The 19,148-nt window shown below is 66.3% G+C and carries 20 protein-coding genes; 10 read left to right on the forward strand and 10 right to left on the reverse strand.

The features are described 5' to 3' along the window. Window positions 1–5 precede the first annotated feature (5 nt). A complete protein-coding gene (gene nrdR, locus ACCO44_RS10730) occupies window positions 6–476 on the forward strand; it encodes a transcriptional regulator NrdR (RefSeq protein WP_105710179.1) in 471 nt (156 codons plus the stop codon). Between the two features lie 10 nt (window positions 477–486). Beyond that, complete coding sequence (locus tag ACCO44_RS10735; protein WP_105710178.1) at window positions 487–1,524, forward strand: quinone-dependent dihydroorotate dehydrogenase; 1,038 nt, start codon at window positions 487–489, stop codon at window positions 1,522–1,524. On the opposite strand, the gene ACCO44_RS10740 is transcribed toward ACCO44_RS10735, so the two are convergent. After that, the gene (locus ACCO44_RS10740; protein ID WP_029261581.1) at window positions 1,499–2,071 is read right to left on the reverse strand and encodes a DUF3043 domain-containing protein; all 573 of its coding nucleotides are present in this window, start codon (window positions 2,069–2,071) and stop codon (window positions 1,499–1,501) included. The genes ACCO44_RS10735 and ACCO44_RS10740 overlap by 26 nt on opposite strands. Window positions 2,072–2,116: 45 nt before the next feature. Here ACCO44_RS10740 and ACCO44_RS10745 point away from each other — a divergent pair, with 45 nt between their 5' ends. From ACCO44_RS10745 to ACCO44_RS10765, 5 genes are all read left to right on the forward strand, one after another. Beyond that, the gene (locus tag ACCO44_RS10745) at window positions 2,117–3,520 is read left to right on the forward strand and encodes a dipeptidase (protein WP_372466547.1); all 1,404 of its coding nucleotides are present in this window, start codon (window positions 2,117–2,119) and stop codon (window positions 3,518–3,520) included. A 70-nt stretch (window positions 3,521–3,590) separates the two neighbouring features. Further along, entirely contained in the window at window positions 3,591–3,953 is a 363-nt protein-coding gene (gene erpA, locus ACCO44_RS10750) for an iron-sulfur cluster insertion protein ErpA (protein WP_029261583.1), read from the forward strand. Between the two features lie 139 nt (window positions 3,954–4,092). Continuing rightward, the gene (gene coxB, locus ACCO44_RS10755; RefSeq protein WP_029261584.1) at window positions 4,093–4,995 is read left to right on the forward strand and encodes a cytochrome c oxidase subunit II; all 903 of its coding nucleotides are present in this window, start codon (window positions 4,093–4,095) and stop codon (window positions 4,993–4,995) included. 3 nt (window positions 4,996–4,998) lie between these two features. Further along, window positions 4,999–6,732, forward strand: a complete 1,734-nt coding sequence (gene ctaD, locus ACCO44_RS10760) for a cytochrome c oxidase subunit I (RefSeq protein ID WP_029261585.1) — start codon at window positions 4,999–5,001, stop codon at window positions 6,730–6,732. Window positions 6,733–6,735: 3 nt separating this feature from the next. Continuing rightward, the gene (locus ACCO44_RS10765) at window positions 6,736–7,170 is read left to right on the forward strand and encodes a cytochrome c oxidase subunit 4 (RefSeq protein ID WP_029261586.1); all 435 of its coding nucleotides are present in this window, start codon (window positions 6,736–6,738) and stop codon (window positions 7,168–7,170) included. Window positions 7,171–7,368: 198 nt separating this feature from the next. On the opposite strand, the gene ACCO44_RS10770 is transcribed toward ACCO44_RS10765, so the two are convergent. The 6 genes from ACCO44_RS10770 to ACCO44_RS10795 form a co-directional block, all read right to left on the reverse strand. Further along, the gene (locus tag ACCO44_RS10770; RefSeq protein WP_372466548.1) at window positions 7,369–7,884 is read right to left on the reverse strand and encodes a GNAT family N-acetyltransferase; all 516 of its coding nucleotides are present in this window, start codon (window positions 7,882–7,884) and stop codon (window positions 7,369–7,371) included. Between the two features lie 2 nt (window positions 7,885–7,886). Beyond that, a complete protein-coding gene (locus ACCO44_RS10775) occupies window positions 7,887–8,294 on the reverse strand; it encodes a RidA family protein (RefSeq protein ID WP_105710175.1) in 408 nt (135 codons plus the stop codon). Between the two features lie 79 nt (window positions 8,295–8,373). Further along, the gene (locus ACCO44_RS10780) at window positions 8,374–10,185 is read right to left on the reverse strand and encodes a cytochrome bc complex cytochrome b subunit (RefSeq protein WP_105710174.1); all 1,812 of its coding nucleotides are present in this window, start codon (window positions 10,183–10,185) and stop codon (window positions 8,374–8,376) included. After that, window positions 10,182–11,258: a ubiquinol-cytochrome c reductase iron-sulfur subunit gene (locus ACCO44_RS10785; RefSeq protein WP_029261591.1), complete on the reverse strand. Its 1,077-nt coding sequence runs from the start codon at window positions 11,256–11,258 to the stop codon at window positions 10,182–10,184. The genes ACCO44_RS10780 and ACCO44_RS10785 overlap by 4 nt, the downstream gene beginning before the upstream one ends. A 36-nt stretch (window positions 11,259–11,294) precedes the next feature. Continuing rightward, on the reverse strand, window positions 11,295–12,095 hold the full coding sequence (locus ACCO44_RS10790) for a c-type cytochrome (RefSeq protein WP_029261592.1): 801 nt from the start codon (window positions 12,093–12,095) through the stop codon (window positions 11,295–11,297). 20 nt (window positions 12,096–12,115) lie between these two features. After that, a complete protein-coding gene (locus ACCO44_RS10795) occupies window positions 12,116–12,673 on the reverse strand; it encodes a heme-copper oxidase subunit III (protein ID WP_205828862.1) in 558 nt (185 codons plus the stop codon). A 288-nt stretch (window positions 12,674–12,961) separates the two neighbouring features. On the opposite strand from ACCO44_RS10795, the gene trpD reads away from it, so the two are divergent. Both trpD and ACCO44_RS10805 read left to right on the forward strand, forming a co-directional pair. Continuing rightward, window positions 12,962–14,032 carry an anthranilate phosphoribosyltransferase gene (gene trpD, locus ACCO44_RS10800; protein WP_372466549.1) on the forward strand — a complete coding sequence of 357 codons (1,071 nt, stop codon included), beginning with the start codon at window positions 12,962–12,964 and terminating at the stop codon, window positions 14,030–14,032. A gap of 2 nt (window positions 14,033–14,034) precedes the next feature. After that, window positions 14,035–15,021, forward strand: a complete 987-nt coding sequence (locus tag ACCO44_RS10805) for a PHP domain-containing protein (protein WP_372466550.1) — start codon at window positions 14,035–14,037, stop codon at window positions 15,019–15,021. A gap of 18 nt (window positions 15,022–15,039) precedes the next feature. Here ACCO44_RS10805 and ACCO44_RS10810 read toward each other — a convergent pair whose 3' ends face one another. From ACCO44_RS10810 to ACCO44_RS10820, 3 genes are read right to left on the reverse strand one after another with little or no spacing between them, the layout of a single operon-like run. Next, window positions 15,040–15,984 (reverse strand): 5'-3' exonuclease, encoded by a 945-nt coding sequence (locus tag ACCO44_RS10810; protein WP_105710375.1) that lies wholly within the window; start codon window positions 15,982–15,984, stop codon window positions 15,040–15,042. A gap of 30 nt (window positions 15,985–16,014) precedes the next feature. Beyond that, on the reverse strand, window positions 16,015–16,806 hold the full coding sequence (locus ACCO44_RS10815) for a PKD domain-containing protein (RefSeq protein WP_372466551.1): 792 nt from the start codon (window positions 16,804–16,806) through the stop codon (window positions 16,015–16,017). Continuing rightward, the gene (locus tag ACCO44_RS10820) at window positions 16,800–17,339 is read right to left on the reverse strand and encodes a hypothetical protein (protein WP_372466552.1); all 540 of its coding nucleotides are present in this window, start codon (window positions 17,337–17,339) and stop codon (window positions 16,800–16,802) included. The genes ACCO44_RS10815 and ACCO44_RS10820 overlap by 7 nt, the downstream gene beginning before the upstream one ends. 238 nt (window positions 17,340–17,577) lie before the next feature. Between ACCO44_RS10820 and rpsA the strand changes: the two genes are divergently transcribed. Then, complete coding sequence (rpsA, locus tag ACCO44_RS10825; RefSeq protein WP_105710170.1) at window positions 17,578–19,035, forward strand: 30S ribosomal protein S1; 1,458 nt, start codon at window positions 17,578–17,580, stop codon at window positions 19,033–19,035. The last annotated feature ends 113 nt before the right edge of the window (window positions 19,036–19,148 follow it).

Raw genomic sequence — 19,148 nt, forward strand, 5'->3', positions numbered from 1 at the left:
GTCAGATGCACTGCCCCTTCTGTCGTCATCCCGACTCCCGTGTCATCGACTCGCGCACCAGCGACGACGGGCTGTCGATTAGACGCCGCCGCCAGTGCCCGGAATGCGGGGGCCGGTTCACCACGACCGAGACGGCGAGCCTCAACGTCATCAAGCGCTCCGGCGTCATGGAGCCGTTCAGCCGCGAGAAGGTCATCTCCGGCGTGCGCAAGGCCTGTCAGGGGCGGCCGGTGACCGAGGCCGACCTCGCGATCCTCGCGCAGCGTGTGGAGGAGGCCGTTCGCCAGACCGGTGTCTCGCAGCTCGACGCGAACGAGATCGGTCTCGCCATCCTGGGCCCGTTGCGTGAGCTCGACGAGGTCGCGTTCCTCCGCTTCGCCAGCGTCTACCAGGCGTTCGACTCGCTCGAGGACTTCGAGGCGGCGATCACCGATCTGCGGGCCGACCACACGAAGCAGGAGTCCGCGGAGCGGTAATCTGGCAGGGATGTATCCGCTGCTCTTCCGCGCTGTCCTCTCGCGCTTCGACCCCGAGTTCGCCCACCACGCCGGCATGGCGGTGATCCGCGTTCTCGGCGTGCGCCCCCTCTCCTGGGCGACGCGTGCCATGACGCGCCCGGACCCATCGCTGCGTGTCGAGGCTCTCGGTCTCACCTTCCCCTCGCCGTTCGGCATCGCGGCCGGGTTCGATAAGAACGCGGTCGGGGTGCGGGGCCTGGCAGCTCTCGGCTTCGGGCACGTGGAGGTCGGCACGCTCACCGCGATCCCGCAGGAGGGCAACCCCAAGCCGCGTCTGTTCCGTCTCATCGCCGATCGTGCCGTCATCAACCGGATGGGCTTCAACAACGCGGGCGCGGACGCGGCAGCGCGCCGTCTGGCCCGTCTGCGCCGTGGAGCGCCCGACACGGTGGTCGGCGTCAACATCGGCAAGAGTCGGGTGGTGGACGTGGAGAACGCGACGGCCGACTACGTGGCTTCCGCGACTCGTCTCGCCCCGCTCGCCGACTACCTCGCCGTGAACGTGTCGTCTCCCAACACGCCGGGGCTGCGCGGGCTGCAGGCGGTGGAGACCCTCGCCCCGCTCTTGCGGGCGGTCAAGCAGGCCTCCGGTGCCACGCCGCTGCTCGTGAAGATCGCACCGGACCTTCCGGACGAGGAGATCGCGGCGATCGCGCAGCTGGCAGTGGCCGAAGGACTCGCCGGCATCATCGCGAACAACACGACCATCAGCCGAGACGGCCTGCTCTCGGATGCGGCGAAGGTCGAGGCCGCCGGCGCCGGTGGTCTGTCGGGGGCGCCGTTGAAGCGGCGCTCGCTCGAGGTGCTGCGCGTCGTGCGAGGCGCGGTTCCCGCCGACTTCTGCGTGATCGCGGTCGGCGGTGTCGAGACCGCTGCAGACGTGCAGGAGCGTCTGGAAGCCGGCGCCACTCTCGTGCAGGGCTACACGGCGTTCCTGTACCGCGGTCCGTTCTGGGGCCGCGAGATCAACAGGGGACTGATCAGTCGGGGTACTGCCCGCGCTTGACCTGCGGCTTCGGCAAGCGCATGAATCGCATCTGCAGGGCCCGCATCGCCGCGTACCAGCCGAGACCGCGCTCGAGACGCTCCTTGCCGAACTTCGCCGCAGCCTTGCGCTTGACCCGCATGGCCAGCAGGACCATGCCGCCGATCGCGATCACCAGGTACCCCATCATCACCAGGTACGCGTAGAACGAGATCATCATGTTCGTGGGCAGCAGCGAGGCGAGGATGACCAGCACCATGACGCCCATCACGAACTCGGCCGGGTGCCAGCCCGCATCGACGTAGTCGCGCACCCAGCGGCGCTGAGGCCCCTTGTCGCGGACGGGGAGGTACTTCTCCTCGCCGGCGGCCATGCCGGCCTGTGCCTTGGCTCGGCGCTCGTTGAGCTCGGCCTTGGCGGCGGCTTTGGCCTCTTTGGTGTTGGCGACCAGGGGGCGGCGGCGGGCAGCCTCCTGCTCCGCACGGGTCGGCGTCGCGCGCCCCTTTCCGACGGCGGGCGTCTCGGGGGCGTCGTCGTTCGTCGAAGGGGAGACAGGGGTAGTGGCCACGGAGTTCCTCGGTTCGCTGCGGGGGATCACCTTAAGATTACTCGCATGACCTCTCCTGTTCCTCCCCGTGAGCCCGATGCCGCCGTCCTCGAGGCTGTGGCGACCGGTATCCCCTCCGCGTTGTCGGACCTCGGCCACCTCGTGCGCATCCCGGGAATGGCCTGGCCCGCGTTCGATCAGACCCAGCTGGAGCGCAGCGCGGAAGCCGTGGCGACGCTGGCCTCGGACACCGGTGTCTTCGACGAGGTGCGTGTGCTCCGTGCCGCGATCCCGGGCACCGATGAGCAGGGACAGCCGGCAGTCCTCGCCACGCGCGCGGCCCGCAACGGCAAGCCGACGATCCTGCTCTACGCGCACCACGACGTGCAGCCTCCCGGTGATGACGCCCTCTGGGAGACCCCGCCGTTTGAGCCGACGGTCCGTGACGGGCGTCTGTACGGACGCGGCGCCGCAGACGACAAGGCGGGGATCATGGCGCACATCGCGTCGATCCGAGCCGTACACGAGGTGCTGGGGGACGACCTCGACCTCGGTATCGCGATGTTCATCGAGGGGGAGGAGGAGTACGGGTCTCGTTCCTTCGCTCAGTTCCTCTCCGACAACAAGGAGGCGCTCCGCGCGGACGCCATCGTCGTCGCCGACTCCGGTAACTGGGATTCGGTCACCCCGGGCCTCACCGTCTCGCTTCGCGGGAACGCGCGCTTCACGCTGCGCGTGCGCACCCTCGATCACGCGTCCCACTCGGGGATGTTCGGGGGAGCGGTGCCCGACGCGATGATGTCGACCGTGAAGCTGCTCTCCACGCTGTGGAACTCCGACGGCTCGGTGGCGGTGGCGGGGATGACTGAGCGCGATGCGCCCACTCCCGATTACACCGAGGCGACACTCCGTGACGAGGCAGGGCTCCTTCCCGGCACCACTCCGATCGGTGACGGCACGATCCTCAGCCGGATCTGGAACAAGCCCGCGGTGACGGTGATCGGCATCGACGCGACGAGCGTGGCGGCGGCATCCAACACCCTGCTTCCCGAGGTCACGGTCGTGATCAGCGCTCGTGTCGCGCCCGGGCAGACGGGGCAGGCCGCGTATGACGCCCTCGAGAGCCACCTGCGGGCTCACGCTCCGTTCGGCGCGGAGCTCACCTTCTCGGATGTCGACCTGGGGGATGGCTTCCTCGTCGACACCAGCGGCTGGGCGGTGCAGCTCACGCGCGACGCGATGCACGACGGCTACGGGGTTCCGCCGGTGGACCTGGGCGTCGGCGGTTCGATCCCGTTCATCGCCGACCTGGTGCGGGAGTTCCCGGCCGCGCAGATCCTCGTCACCGGTGTCGAGGACCCGCATTCGCGGGCGCACAGCCCCAACGAGTCGCTGCACCTCGACACCTTCCGCCATGCGGTCGCGACCGAGGCGCTGCTGCTCACCCGCATGAATGCTGCAGAACTCTGAGCCTCACAGGATCTGCGGCGGTAGAATCGTCCGAGAAGCCGTGCACCTGCGGCCCGTCACAAGGAGCGACATGAGCGACACCACACTCTCCCCAGAGACCACCCGCGCACACGGCGTCACCCTGACCGACGCTGCCGCCGTCAAGGTGAAGAACCTCCTCGAGCAGGAAGGCCGCGACGATCTCCGTCTTCGCGTCGCCGTGCAGCCCGGCGGATGCTCGGGCCTGATCTACCAGCTGTACTTCGACGAGCGCTACCTCGAAGGCGACGAGACCGTCGACTTCGACGGCGTCGAGGTGATCATCGACAACATGAGCGTCCCGTACCTCGACGGTGCGGCGATCGACTTCAAGGACACGATCTCCGAGCAGGGGTTCACGATCGACAACCCCAACGCAGCGGGCAGCTGCGCCTGCGGCGACAGCTTCCACTGATCGTCCGTCTGCCGAACGGCCGCCGTCACCATGGGTGACGGCGGCCGTTCCGCTTTCGGAACCTGCGTGGTTGGCATGAATCAGGTGTGAGGTTGCCCTAGACTTGGGTGTGCTCTGTTCGCGATCTGAAAGGTGCATCGTGCCCTCGAAACGCAGCCTTCGTTGGGCCGCACTCCCTGTGGGAGTCGTGGCAGCCTTGGCCCTGGCGGGATGTTCTCCCACCGAGCTGAACGGCTTTCTTCCGGGCTTCGTGGAGGGTGGCCCCGCAGCCACCAATCAGACCGAGCGCGTCTCCTCGCTCTGGGTGAACTCCTGGATCGTGCTTCTCGCCGTCGGCATCATCACCTGGGGCCTGATGGCCTGGGCCGCGATCGCGTACCGTCGCCGCAAGGGCCAGACCGGCCTCCCGGTGCAGATGCGCTACAACATGCCGATCGAGATCTTCTACACGATCGTGCCGCTCATCCTCGTGCTGGGTATGTTCTTCTTCACCGCTCGTGATCAGACCGAGATCGAGGCCAAGTGGGACGAGCCCGACGTCGAGATCACCGCGATCGCCAAGCAGTGGGCGTGGGACTTCCAGTACGACGGTGAAGAAGAGGACAACTCCGACGCCGTGTGGACGATGGGCATCCAGGCCCAGCCCGACGCTGAAGGCAACATCGATCAGTCGCAGCTGCCGACGCTGGTTCTGCCGGTCGACAAGAAGGTCACGATCGACCTGCAGTCGCGCGACGTCATCCACTCTTTCTGGATCATCGACTTCCTCTACAAGAAGGACATGTTCATCGGGAAGGACAACTCCTGGTCGTTCATCCCCACCCGTGAGGGCGAGTACGCCGGCAAGTGTGCCGAGCTCTGCGGTGAGTATCACTCGATGATGCTCTTCAACGTCAAGGTCGTCTCTCAGGACGACTACGACGCGTACCTCGAGTCGCTCGAGGAGAAGGGCAACACGGGCGACATCACCGACGCGTACGACCGTCTCTCGAACTTCCCGGGGACGACCCCGAAGACCGACACCGAGGAAGGAGGGGAGTAAGTCATGTCGACCACAGAAGCTCCCCGTACCGACGAGACTCCCCAGTCGCGTCCGACCACTCTGCCCGCCCGCCAGGCCGCTCTCATGAGCTCCTCGCGCGTGGAGCAGAAGGGCAACATCGTCGTCAAGTGGATCACCTCCACCGACCACAAGACCATCGGGTACATGTACCTGATCGCGTCCGTGCTGTTCTTCCTCCTCGGTGGCGTGATGGCCCTCGTCATCCGCGCCGAGCTGTTCGCGCCGGGCATGCAGATCGTCCCGACGAAGGAGCAGTACAACCAGCTGTTCACGATGCACGGCACGATCATGCTGCTGATGTTCGCGACGCCGCTCTTCGCGGGCTTCGCCAACGCGATCCTGCCGTTGCAGATCGGCGCCCCCGACGTGGCCTTCCCGCGTCTGAACGCGTTCGCCTTCTGGCTCTTCCTCTTCGGCTCGACCATCGCGGTCGCCGGCTTCCTCACCCCGCAGGGCGCGGCCTCCTTCGGATGGTTCGCCTATCAACCGCTGGCCGGTGCGTCGTTCTCGCCGGGCGCGGGTGGAAACCTCTGGATGGTCGGACTGGGTATCTCCGGTTTCGGAACCATCCTCGGTGCCGTCAACTTCATCACCACGATCATCACGATGCGCGCTCCCGGCATGACGATGTGGCGCATGCCGATCTTCTCCTGGAACACGCTCATCACGAGCCTGCTCATCCTGATGGCGTTCCCCGTGCTCGCGGCAGCGATCTTCGCCGCTGCAGCGGACCGCATCCTCGGCGCTCACATCTACGACCCCGCCAACGGCGGTGTCCTGCTGTGGCAGCACCTGTTCTGGTTCTTCGGCCACCCCGAGGTCTACATCATCGCTCTGCCGTTCTTCGGCATCGTGTCGGAGATCTTCCCGGTCTTCAGCCGTAAGCCGATCTTCGGATACAAGACGCTGGTCTACGCGACGATCGCGATCGCCGCTCTCTCCGTGGCCGTGTGGGCGCACCACATGTACGTGACCGGATCGGTGCTGCTGCCCTTCTTCGCCCTCATGACGATGCTCATCGCCGTGCCGACGGGTGTGAAGATCTTCAACTGGATCGGCACGCTCTGGCGAGGATCGGTGACCTTCGAGACTCCGATGGTCTTCGCACTCGGATTCCTCGTGTCGTTCGTCTTCGGCGGTCTGACCGGTGTCATCCTCGCGGCCCCGCCGCTGGACTTCGCGCTCTCCGACTCGTACTTCGTCGTCGCTCACTTCCACTACGTGGTGTTCGGCACCGTCGTGTTCGCCATGTTCGCCGGCTTCTACTTCTGGTGGCCGAAGTGGACCGGTCGCATGCTCAACGAGCGTCTCGGCTACGTGCACTTCTGGATGCTGTTCATCGGCTTCCACATGACGTTCCTCATCCAGCACTGGCTGGGTGTCGACGGCATGGTGCGCCGCTACGCGGACTACTCCGCAGCAGACGGCTGGACCTGGCAGAACCAGGTCTCCACGATCGGTGCGATCATCCTCGGCGCCTCGATGCTCCCGTTCTTCCTGAACGTGTGGATCACGGCCCGCAAGGCTCCGAAGGTCACGGTAAACGACCCGTGGGGCTACGGTGCTTCGCTCGAGTGGGCGACGTCGTGCCCGCCGCCGCGGCACAACTTCACGTCGATCCCGCGTATCCGCAGCGAGCGTCCCGCGTTCGACCTGAATCACCCGGAGGCTGCCGAGTTCGCGACTACGGCGCCCGGCGAGCGAGAGGCCCACTAAGTCATGCGCGACAACGTCATTCTCTGGTGGGTGCTGACAGCGTTCTTCGCCCTCGTCGGTGTCGTCTACACCGGCTGGCACATCCTGGTCACTCCGTCCGACAACTTCGCGATGCGGATCGAGTGGGTCGGCACTGTCGCCCTGTTCTTCGCAGCCTTCATGGCCGCGATGGTCGCGTTCTATCTCGATCGCACGCACAAGGCGCAGAACGGTGAGCTGCCGGAAGACATCCTGACGGCGGACATCGACGACGGTGACCCCGAGCTCGGCGAGTTCAGCCCGTGGTCCTGGTGGCCGATCGTGCTCGCGGCTTCGGCCGGTGTTTTCGTCGTCGGCCTTGCTGTCGGACACTTCCTGCTCCCGATCGGTCTCGCGATCTTCGTCGTCGCGATCGTCGGCTGGGTCTACGAGTACTACCGCGGCAACTTCGCCCGCTGAGACATCTGAATAGATGAAGGCCCCCGGATTCGTCCGGGGGCCTTCATCGTGTACGTGCCAGTGGGTCGGTTCGTGTGCGGGCGGCGGGGATCTTCACGACCTCGTTCGGACCCGTGCGATGCCGGTCAGTGGGTCGACAGGTCGGCAGTGCACACCGTCGGCGTTGCCCAGAGAGCGAATGCCGTCAGCGTCGACGCATCAGAGGGTGGCAGTCATCTGCACGCGAGGGCCGTATCTGAAGAGCCCGAGGGCGGTCTCCGTGTCGATGAGGGAGCGGAGCAGAGCGGAGTCCAGCTCGGTCTCCGTGAAGCCGCAGGAGGCGTAGAACGGCGCGTTCCAGGGGACGTCACGGTAGGTGCGGAGGGTGATCGTACGATGTCCGCGGTCTCGGGTCTCAGAGAGCGCCGCCTGGACGAGCCGACGCCCGATCCCGCGCCGGCCGTACGTGGGCAGCACAGAGAGCTGCTCTAGATGAGCGTGCCCGTCGATCTCCAGGACGTGCACGAAGCCGACGGGGCCCGAAGAGGGGGCTGAGGCCTCGTGGGGCTCAGCGACGAGCACGAAGCCCGGCATCGAAGCGCGCTCCCGAGCAGTGGTCGGGGGCGGCCAGTCGACCGCGTCGAAACGATCGACGAGCAGAGCATCCGCCGCGGCTTCGATCTGTTCGGTCTCCGCGTCATCCGCCGGATGCGCAGGACGTACTCGGATCTCCATGGTCACTCTCCTGCGACGGCGGCGATGGCCTCGATCTCGACGAGCTGGTCATCGTAACCGAGCACCGTGACACCCAGGAGGGTGCTGGGGACATCGTGGTCGCCGAAGGCAGCGTGGACCACGTCCCACGCCGTGACGAGGTCGGCCTGCGCGGAGGAGGCCACCAGCACTCGTGTGCTGATGACATCGGTGAGGTTCGCGCCAGCGACGTCGAGTGCTGCCTCGAGCGTCTGCACGCATCGGGCCGCCTGAGCCGCGTAGTCGCCCGGTGCGGCGGTCGTCCCGTCGTCGTTCAGAGGGCAGGCTCCCGCGAGGAAGATGAAACGCGAACCCGCCGGTGCAGTGGCGGCATAGGCGTAGGGGGCGTCGGCGAGGGCAGTGGCGCGGATCAGCTGGACGGCAGATGACATGGTTCGATCCTCTCATTCACGGATTAACGATGAAGGCCCCGTCCGTGTGGACGAGGCCTTCATCGTGGGGGAGTGGCGACTACTCGCCATCCTCCTTCTTCTTGCGAGGCTTCTTCACCGGCTCGGTCGCGATGACCGTGCTGGGGGTGTTCGGCGTCTCGTCGACGTGCGTCTCATCGACCGTGAGCGGGGCATCAGGGAAGCCGGCGCGCTCGTGAGCACCCTGGATCTCTGCGGCCTCGGTCTCATCGTTCTGAGCCGTGACGTGGTGCTGGTGCGCATCGGCTGCTTCGACCTCGGCCTGCGTGAGCGGGGCCAGACGATCTTCGAAGAACCACCGGGAGATCGAGGAACGGAGGTTTTCCGTCCACGGGATGCGGCCCTTGGCGTTCGGGCGAACCACGAGAGGCTCGTAGGAGTCGACATCGATGAGCTTCCAGCGGTCGTACTGGTCGACCGGCTGGTGGACCTCGATGAACTCGCCACCGGGGAGACGGACGATGCGCCCCGACTCGAAGCCGTGCAGCACGATCTCGCGGTCCTTCTTCTGCAGCGCGATGCAGATGCGCTTGGTGACGAAGTATCCGAGGATCGGGCCCAGGAACAGCAACGCCTGCAGCGTGTGGATGACGCCTTCCATCGTGAGCATGAAGTGCGTCGCGATGAGGTCAGACGATGCTGCAGCCCAGAGGACGGCGTAGAAGATGACGCCGGCGACGCCGATCGCGGTGCGCGTCGCCGCGTTGCGGGGACGCTGTGCGATGTGGTGCTCGCGCTTGTCGCCGGTGACCCACGCCTCGATGAACGGGTAGATCGCGACGACCACGATGAACAGGCCGAGCACGAGCACGGGCGCGATGATTCCGAAGGACCACGTGCGGTCGAGGAACACGATGTCCCAGTTCGACGGCGCCAGACGCAGAGCGCCGTCGGCGAAGCCGATGTACCAGTCCGGCTGCGTGCCGGCCGAGACAGGGGACGGGTCGTACGGGCCGTAGTTCCAGATCGGGTTGATCTGGAAGAACGTCGCGATCATGACGATCACGCCGAACACGATGAACAGGTAGCCGCCCATCTTCGACATGTAGACCGGCATCATCGGGTAGCCCACGACGTTGTCGTTCGTGCGGCCGGGGCCCGCGAACTGCGTGTGCTTGTTGATGATCATCAGCATCAGGTGCACGACGATGAGCGCGATGACGAGCATCGGCAGCAACAGGATGTGCAGCGTGTACAGACGTCCGACGATGTCGGTCCCGGGGAACTCGCCGCCGAAGAGGAGGAACGAGGTCCAGGTGCCGATCAGGGGGAGACCCTTGATCATGCCGTCGATGATGCGGAGGCCGTTACCCGAGAGCAGGTCGTCGGGAAGCGAGTAGCCGGTGAAGCCCTCTGCCATCGCGAGGATGAACAGGACGAAGCCGATGACCCAGTTGAGCTCACGCGGCTTGCGGAACGCGCCGGTGAAGAACACGCGGAGCATGTGCACGCCGATGCCGGCGATGAACACGAGCGCCGCCCAGTGGTGGATCTGGCGGACCAGGAGCCCGCCGCGCAGGTCGAACGAGATGTGCAGCGATGACTCGAGCGCCGCCGACATCTCGATACCACGCATCGGCGCGTAGGCGCCGGTGTAGTGGGTCTCGACCATGGATGCCTGGAAGAAGAACGTCAGGAAGGTTCCGGAGAGGAACACGACGACGAAGCTCCACAGCGCGATCTCGCCGAGCATGAACGACCAGTGGTCGGGGAAGATCTTGCGTCCGAGCTCCTTGACGAAGCCGGAGAGGCTGGTGCGCTCGTCGATGTAGTTCGACGCGGCACCGACGAAGCGACCGCCGAGGGGCGCTTTGGTGTCCTTGTCCTCTTTGGACAGCGTTGCGGTGCTCAATGGCGCTCCCAGAAGCTCGGGCCGACGGGTTCCTTGAAGTCGCTGCGTGCGACCAGGTAGCCCTCGTCATCGACGGTGATGGGCAGCTGCGGCAGCGGACGAGCCGCCGGGCCGAAGATGACCTTGGCGTGGTCCGTGACGTCGAACTGCGACTGGTGGCACGGGCACAGCAGGTGGTGCGTCTGCTGCTCGTACAGAGCCACAGGGCATCCGACGTGCGTGCAGACCTTGGAATAGGCGACGATGCCGTCGTAGGACCAGTCCTTGCGGTCCTCGGCCTCGATCAGCTGCTCGGGGCGCAGACGCATCATCAGCACGATGGCCTTGGCCTTCTCCTCGAGGTAGCCGTCGTGGTGGCTGAGCGTCGCGAGCTCTTCGGGGATCACGTGGAACGCCGACCCGAGGGTCACGTCCGCGGCGCGGATCGGGGTGCCGTCGGGGTCGCGGACGAGGCGCGCACCCTTCTCCCACATCGTGTGCTTGAGGAGAACGACCGGGTCGCCCGCGGTGGGGTCATCCGGCGTCGAGTGCGGAGCGAGACCACGGAAGAGCGTGACGCCCGGGATGATCGAGGCGACGAGTGCGGCGAACAGCGAGTTGCGGATCACCGTGCGGCGTCCGAAACCGGACTCCTCGTTCGCGTCGGAGAAGGCCTGGATGGCCGCCTCGCGGGTCGCGTCCTTGCCACGGGTGGGGTGGCGGTGCTCGATGAACTCCTTGTCGGACATGAGCGCCTTGGACCAGTGGATCGCACCGATGCCGAGGGCCAGCAGCGCGAGGGCGATGCCGAGACCGATGAAGAGGTTGTTCTGCCGGATGTCGATGAGCGCGCCGCTCTCGATCGGGAACAGCATGTAGGCGGCGACCGCCCAGATGCTCCCGGCCAGCGAGAGGTAGAACAGCGTGTAGACAGTGCGGACAGCGGCCTTCTCAGCGCGCGGGTCCTTGTCGGTCATCCGCTCGCGGTGCGGCGGAAGCCCGGGGTTCTGCACGGGATCGCTGACTGCGACACCCAGCCCCGGAGAGGGCTGGTAGGCCCTGTCAAGAGCCTGCGAGTCGTCGTCGTGTGCCATGGTGCTCCTCGTACGTTCCTCTTCGATGAATAAGCGTCAGTTGGACTTCGCCGTGATCCACACGGTGATGGCGACGAGCGCGCCGATTCCGAAGATCCAGACGAACAGGCCCTCGGAGACCGGTCCGAGCGAACCGAGCGAGAATCCGCCGATCTGCACGGACTGCTGCTGGAAGAGCAGCGCCGAGATGATGTCGCGCTTGTCCTCGTCGGACAGGTTCATGTCGCCGAAGACCGGCATGTTCTGCGGGCCGGTGACCATCGCCGCGTACATGTGCAGCGCGCTGGTCTCCTGGAGACCGGGTGCGTACTTGCCCTCGGTGAGCGCTCCACCCGCTGCGGCCACGTTGTGGCACATCGCGCAGTTGACGCGGAACAGCTCGGCGCCGTTCGCGACGTCACCTTCTCCGTCCAGGATGTGGTCGGCGGGGAACGTCGGGCCGGGAGCCTCGGACTGCACGAACGAGGAGATCGCGAGGATCTGGTCCTCGGTGAACTGCGGTGCCTTCTGCGGCGCCTGCGGTCCCTGCATCTGCAGGGGCATGCGACCGGTCGACAGCTGGAACTCGGTCGCCAGCTCGCCCACGCCGTACAGGCTGGGGCCGTTGGCGGTTCCCTGCAGGTCGAGACCGTGGCAGGTGGCGCAGTTCGCCTGGAACAGCTTCTCGCCGTCTTCGACGGTCAGCTGCGTCGACGCGGTCGGCGTGTCGGACGCGGCGAACGCAGCCGTCGCACCGGCGTACACGGCGCCGGTGATCATGAGGCCTGCGCCGATGAGCGCGGCCGCCGCCAAAGGGCTGCGACGACCGCTGGAACGGCGCTTCTTCTCTCGTGCCATCTCGGGGATCAGCTCCGCTCTTATTTCAGGAAGTAGATAACGAGGAACAGCACGATCCAGACGACGTCGACGAAGTGCCAGTAGTAGGACACCACGATCGAGGAGGTCGCCTCCTTGTGCCGGAAGTTCTTGACGGCGTATGCGCGTCCGATGACGAGCAGGAACGCGACGAGGCCGCCCGTGACGTGAAGGGCGTGGAAGCCGGTCGTCAGGTAGAAGGCGGAGGCGTACGAGTCGGCGTTGATCGGCATGCCTTCAGCGACCAGCTGTGCGTACTCCCACACCTGGCCGGAGACGAAGATCGCGCCGAGGGCGAAGGTGAGGAAGAACCACTCGACCATTCCCCAGCCGAAGAGGCGACGGCGTCCGGCGCCGTTCTTCTGCCCCTTACCGATCTTGTAGGGCTGCAGGTCTTCTGCCGCGAACACGCCCATCTGGCACGTGAACGAGGAGAGGACGAGGATCGCAGTGTTCACTGCGGCGAACGGGACGTTCAGCAGCTCGGTCCGGTCTGCCCACAGCTCCGGGGAGGTGCTGCGGAGCGTGAAGTAGATCGCGAAGAGTCCCGCGAAGAACATCACCTCACTGCCGAGCCACACAATGGTGCCGACAGCTACCGGGTTGGGCCGCTTAATCGTTCTCGCCGCCGGGGCATACGTCGCTGAGGTCGTCACCCCTCCATTATGGCCGATCCTGGGGCGTGATTCTTGCACCCACGACCTTCGAATCGCCGGACCTGGACTTAGGGGACCCTAAGAAAACACTGCGAATACCCGGTGAATCCGCGGGAAACAGGGGGTGGGCACGGAGTGCGCATGCGTGCGGAAGCATCTGCATGTTTTCTCCACGCCGATAGGATCGCACACATGCCTGATTCGTTGACCTGGCCCGACGTGCTCACCTCGCTGTTGGAGCGCCGCGATCTCAGCGTCTGGGAGTCCACGTGGGCGATGCGTCAGATCATGCAGGGTGGCGTGAGCGAGGCGCAGCTCGCCGGTTTCCTCGTCGCTCTCCGTGCGAAGGGCGAGACGATCGACGAGATCGTCGGGTTCCGCGATGCGATCCTCGAGGCCGCCGTGCCGCTGCCGGTCTCCCCGGACGTGCTCGACATCGTCGGAACCGGAGGGGACCGCGTCGGTACGGTCAACGTGTCCACGACCGCGGCGATCATCATCGGTGCCACCGGCGTGCCCGTCGTGAAGCACGGCAACCGTGCGGCCAGCTCCGCCTCCGGATCCTCGGACGTGCTCGGAGCGCTCGGCCTGGAGCTTTCTCTGAACCCCGCCGACGTGGCATCCATTCTCGACCGCACCGGCATCACGTTCGCGTGGGCCGGGGCGTTCCACCCGGGCTTCAAGCACGCAGGCACCGTGCGTGCCGAGCTCGGGGTGCCGACGGTCTTCAACATGCTCGGCCCGCTGTGCAACCCGGCGCGTGCCGAAGCCAATGCCGTCGGTGTCGCGCAGATCGAACGGGTGCCGCTGATCACGGGCGTGTTCCGCACCCGCGGCGCGACCGCACTCGTCTTCCGCGGCGACGACGGGCTCGACGAGCTGACGACCACCGGACACAGTCGTATCTGGGAGGTCACCCGAGGAGACATCCACGAGCACGACCTCGACCCCCGCGACCTCGACATCCCGATCGCCGATCTCGCCGACCTGATCGGCGGCTCACCGCAGCACAACGCCGAGGTGCTCCGGCGCACGCTCGCGGGGGAGACCGGCGCAGTACGCGACATCGTGCTCCTCAACGCCGCTGCCGGAATCGTCGCCTTCGAGCTCTCGCAGGACGCCACGCAGGTGCAGCGGCCCATCCTCGAGCGGTTGCGCGCGGGGTACGACACGGCCGCCGCGGCGGTCGACGACGGTCGTGCCCTGGCCAAGCTCGATCAGTGGATCGGCGTCAGCCGCGAGCTGGCGGCACCCCAGGAGTGATCGTGGATCCCGTCGACGCGCTGCTCGAGATCGCCTCCCTCCTCGAACGCGAGCGTGCGTCACGGTATCGGGCGAAGGCGTTCCGCCAGGCCGCGGTGACTCTGCAGGATCTGCCGGACGACGTGCAGGCCGATCCGACGAGGCTTCGTGCGGCAAAGGGCATCGGCGAGTCCACATTCGCGGTCATCCGTCAGGCGCAGGCGGGTCGGATTCCCGACTATCTCGTCGAGTTGCGCGGCGACGTCGAGCCGGAGCGCGTCTCGGCGCTGCGGGCCAAGCTGCGCGGTGACCTGCACGCGCACACCGACTGGTCGGACGGCACGACACCCATCCCGGTGATAGCCGCGGCCGCGCGGGCGCTGGGACACGAGTATCAGGCGATCACGGATCACTCTCCACGACTACGGGTGGCACGCGGGTTGTCTGCCGAGCGCCTTCGTGAGCAGATGCCGTTGGTGCGTGCCGAGTCCGGCGACGGATTCACTTTGCTCGCGGGGATCGAGGTGGACATCCTGGAGGACGGCACACTCGACCAGGAGGATGGGCTGCTCGCGGAACTCGACATCGTCGTGGCCTCCGTGCACTCCAAGCTGCGCATGGACGCACGGCCGATGACGGCGCGGATGATCGCCGCCGTCTCGGATCCTCGGGTGAATGTACTCGGGCATTGCACGGGCCGGCTCGTGCAGGGCGATCGGGGAACGCGTCCGCCGTCGGCGTTCGACGCCGCAGCCGTCTTCGCCGCCTGCGCGGAGAACGGCGTGGCGGTGGAGATCAACTCGCGGCCCGAGCGGCAGGACCCTCCGGACGAGCTGATCGCCATCGCGCTCGACGCGGGGTGCCTGTTCTCCATCGATTCGGATGCGCACGCACCGGGGCAGCTGTCGTTGCTGGATCACGGCGCCGAGCGCGCGGAACGGGCGGGGATCCCCGCATCACGGATCGTGACGACCTGGGGCCTCTCCCGCTTGCTCGCCTGGGCCGAGTGAGTCGGGCCCGCACGCCGATCAGTCGGCCTGCAGGGCAGCCTTCGACACGGCTGCGACCGCCCGCGTCATGGAACCGCCGAGGTTCCACTTCTCGGCGAGAGCGGTGGCGGCGTCGACCTCGGCGGGATCGAGGACGCGGAGCGGGATGCCGGGGGCGCTGATCGGCAGCGAGGTCGCCACGGCGACCACGGTGGGTGCGACCTCGAGGTAGTCCGAAGCCGCCAGGACCTTCGCGCGGACTCCCGCGCTCATCCCCTCGCCGGCTTCCGCCGCGGCGCGGATGCCGGTGAGGTCACTGTGCGTCTGGAGGAGGGTCGCCGCTGTCTTCTCTCCCACGCCGGGGACGCCAGGGAGCCCGTCGGAGGCGTCACCGCGCATGGTCGCGAAGTCCGCGTACTGAGACGGGAGGACCCCGTACTTGGCGACGACGGTCGCATCGGTCACGATCTCTAGGTTGCTCATGCCGCGCGCGGTGTAGATGACGCGCACGTCGCGGGCGTCGTCGACGAGCTGGAACAGGTCGCGGTCGCCCGTGACGATGTCGACCGGCATCGTGGCGTCGGTCGCGAGTGTGCCGATCACATCATCGGCCTCGTGTTCCGCGACGCCGATGATGGGGATACCGATGGCGGCGAGCGTCTCGCGGATCAGAGGGATCTGCGCCTCGAGCGGGTCGGGGATCTCCTCGACGTCCGGCCCACTGGCCACGATCTCGACGACGCGATGGGTCTTGTAGCTCGGGATGAGATCGACGCGCCACTGCGGGCGCCAGTCGTCGTCCCAGCACGCGATCACATGCGTCGGCTCATACAGGGTGACGAGCTTGGCGATGATGTCGAGCAGACCGCGGGCCGCGTTGATGGGCGATCCGTCCGGCGCCGTCACTTTGTCGGGAACGCCGTAGAAGGCGCGGAAGTAGAGGCTGGCGGTGTCGAGCAGCATGAGGCGGTCGGCGCGGGTCATGGACTCAGCGTAGAGCGCGGTCGGCCCGCGTCAGCAACCGGGCGCACCGGGTTGCTCGACGCAGGTGCGAGCGACCAGTGCGGTCTCTGCTTCGTAGACACGGATCTGCCGCGCCGGGCCATCGATGGACAGCTCGCCGTCGATCGGGAACCACCCACCGCCGATGTCGACCTCGGCGGTGTAGTGGACGGTGACGTGCGCCGAATACGTGCCGCGGTCGCGATACGAGTGACTCGTCGGGGTCGGGGTGAACTGCGCCTGCCCCAGGGAAGCCCAGGACCGACCGCCTGTGTTCGAGGTGGCCGCTGTGCCGTCACCGAACGCGAACCTGAAACGGACAGGCGTGAATCGTACGCTGATCGGTCTGTCGAACAGCGTGCCGGCGCGCGTGTGCACGGCTGCGGCTGCCACGAAGTTCGTCGGCATGCCTGCGATGCCGACGTTGCCCGGCTCTCCGGCGGTGGTGACGGGTGCAGGAGCGAACTGTGCGACGTCGGTGATGGTGAGGGGGTGGCCTTCGTCGTTCGTCACCCGCTCAGCGGTGAAGTTGCAGGACGCCTGGCGGACGGGGTCGGTTGTGCAGGGCTTCGGCTTCTCGGTCGGGCCGCGGCGCTCCGACGAGTCGGGACTGTCGAGGTCTGGGACAGTGCGGGTCTCGGTTCCGAAGATCTCCAGACGGTCGCCGTTGGTTTGGGAGCCGCAGAGACCGGCGAGTTGCAGTTCTCTCCCGCACGATTTGCCCAGCGGGGCAATGCTCAGCTCGGGCGCCGCCGAGAACATGACTATTAATACCGTGGCGAGCATGGCCACTGTCTTCAGCACTGCTCTGTCCCTTCTTCGTGCTCCTCCTGAATGCGGAATGTGGCGCCCACGATGATCATGTGGGCGGTGAGCGCGACCATCGTATGGCGACCAGGAGGTGTGGCATCCTTTCCGTCGGCATCAACCACTCGTGTCGCAGATGAGTCAAGGCATACGATCGCTGTCACGGAGGGGCGACCGTCATTGATCACCGCCTCTACTCCCCGAAAACTGACTACCTCTGCCTCTCCGGTCAGTCTGAGGCCAGCCTCCAGCAGATACTCGGAAGCCTCTTGGTCCGCCTCGAGGGCGTCTCCGATCAGATAGTCGGCAGGACTCGCGTCTGCGTCACCAGCTCGGCGAGCGTTGCTTACATCGTTGAACTCCCGATATGTCACCTCGGCGGCGGCGAAGGCCTCTTCTTCCGAGGCGAAGGCGGGCGTCGGAGTGGGTGAGGGTGAAGGATCGGGCGCGCAGCCGACGAGCAGGAGGAGGGCGCTCGCCAAGGCTGCGGCGCGCGCGAACGAGCGGGAAGAAGACGTCGGGGAGATCACCCGGTCACGCTAATTCAGAGGGCCGTCTGCCCGTTCGAGTTATCCACAGCTCGCGACGCCGGAATCCGACTTCCTCCGGGATCCGAAGTTCTGATAGCCTTAACCGTCACTCGTGGCGTGCATGCGCATGCCCTCGTGGCGAGAAAACCAAAATCCAACCGCTGAGAAGCATGCAGTCGGCCGTGCGCGGCCGTTGAGTCTCAGCCCGAGTCTCCATTCAACAAGGACAACCCACTACATGACTACCGCAACGACCGCCCCGGCCACCAAGCAGGTCGCCATCAACGACATCGGATCTGCTGAGGACTTCCTGGCCGCGGTCGAGAAGACCCTGAAGTTCTTCAACGACGGCGACATCATCGAAGGCACGATCGTCAAGATCGACCGCGATGAGGTCCTCCTCGATGTCGGCTACAAGACCGAGGGTGTCATCCCCTCGCGCGAGCTCTCGATCAAGCACGACGTCGACCCCAACGAGGTCGTCGCTGTCGGCGACCTGGTCGAGGCCCTCGTTCTCCAGAAGGAGGACAAGGAAGGCCGTCTGATCCTCTCCAAGAAGCGCGCACAGTACGAGCGTGCCTGGGGAGACGTCGAGAAGATCAAGGAGAACGACGGCGTCGTCACCGGTACGGTCATCGAGGTCGTCAAGGGTGGACTCATCGTCGACATCGGCCTCCGTGGCTTCCTGCCGGCGTCGCTCATCGAGCTGCGTCGCGTCCGCGACCTCACGCCGTACCTCGGCCAGGAGATCGAGGCCAAGATCCTCGAGCTCGACAAGAACCGCAACAACGTCGTCCTCAGCCGTCGCGCGCTGCTCGAGCAGACGCAGTCGGAGTCGCGCACCACGTTCCTGAACAACCTGCACAAGGGTCAGGTCCGCAAGGGTGTCGTGTCGTCGATCGTCAACTTCGGCGCGTTCGTCGACCTGGGTGGCGTGGACGGCCTCGTGCACGTCTCCGAGCTGTCCTGGAAGCACATCGAGCACGCCTCCGAGGTCGTCGAGGTGGGCCAGGAGGTCACCGTCGAGATCCTCGAGGTCGACCTCGACCGCGAGCGCGTCTCCCTGTCGCTGAAGGCGACGCAGGAAGACCCGTGGCAGGTCTTCGCCCGCACCCACGCGATCGGTCAGGTCACGCCGGGTAAGGTCACCAAGCTCGTTCCGTTCGGTGCGTTCGTCCGCGTCGCAGACGGCATCGAGGGCCTCGTCCACATCTCCGAGCTCTCCAGCAAGCACGTCGAGCTGGCCGAGCAGGTCGTGTCGGTCGGCGAAGAGGTCTTCGTCAAGGTCATCGACATCGACCTCGAGCGTCGCCGCATCTCGCTGTCGCTGAAGCAGGCCAACGAGTCGGTCGACCCCAACGGCACCGAGTTCGACCCGGCTCTCTACGGCATGCTCGCCGAGTACGACGAGAACGGCGAGTACAAGTACCCGGAGGGCTTCGACGCCGAGACCGGTGCGTGGAAGGAAGGCTTCGACGCCCAGCGCGAGGCATGGGAGCAGGAGTACGCTGCAGCCCAGGCTCGCTGGGAGGCGCACAAGGCTCAGGTCGTCAAGGCGGCCGAGGCCGAGGCTGCAGCCGGAGAGGACTTCGGCGGAGGCCAGTCCTTCACCAGCGAGGTCGCCGGCGCCGGCACCCTCGCCGACGACGAGGCTCTCGCGGCTCTGCGCGAGAAGCTCTCGGGCGGCAACGCTTAAGCAGCACTCTGAATCGGGTCGCCACCTCGCCTTCGGGCGGGTGTGGCGGCCCGTTTCGCTTTTCCGGGGTGCTGCTGCTTTTGCGTGACGGAACATTACGTCGGCATTCGTAA

This window comes from Microbacterium maritypicum (assembly GCF_041529975.1).
GTDB lineage: Bacteria > Actinomycetota > Actinomycetes > Actinomycetales > Microbacteriaceae > Microbacterium.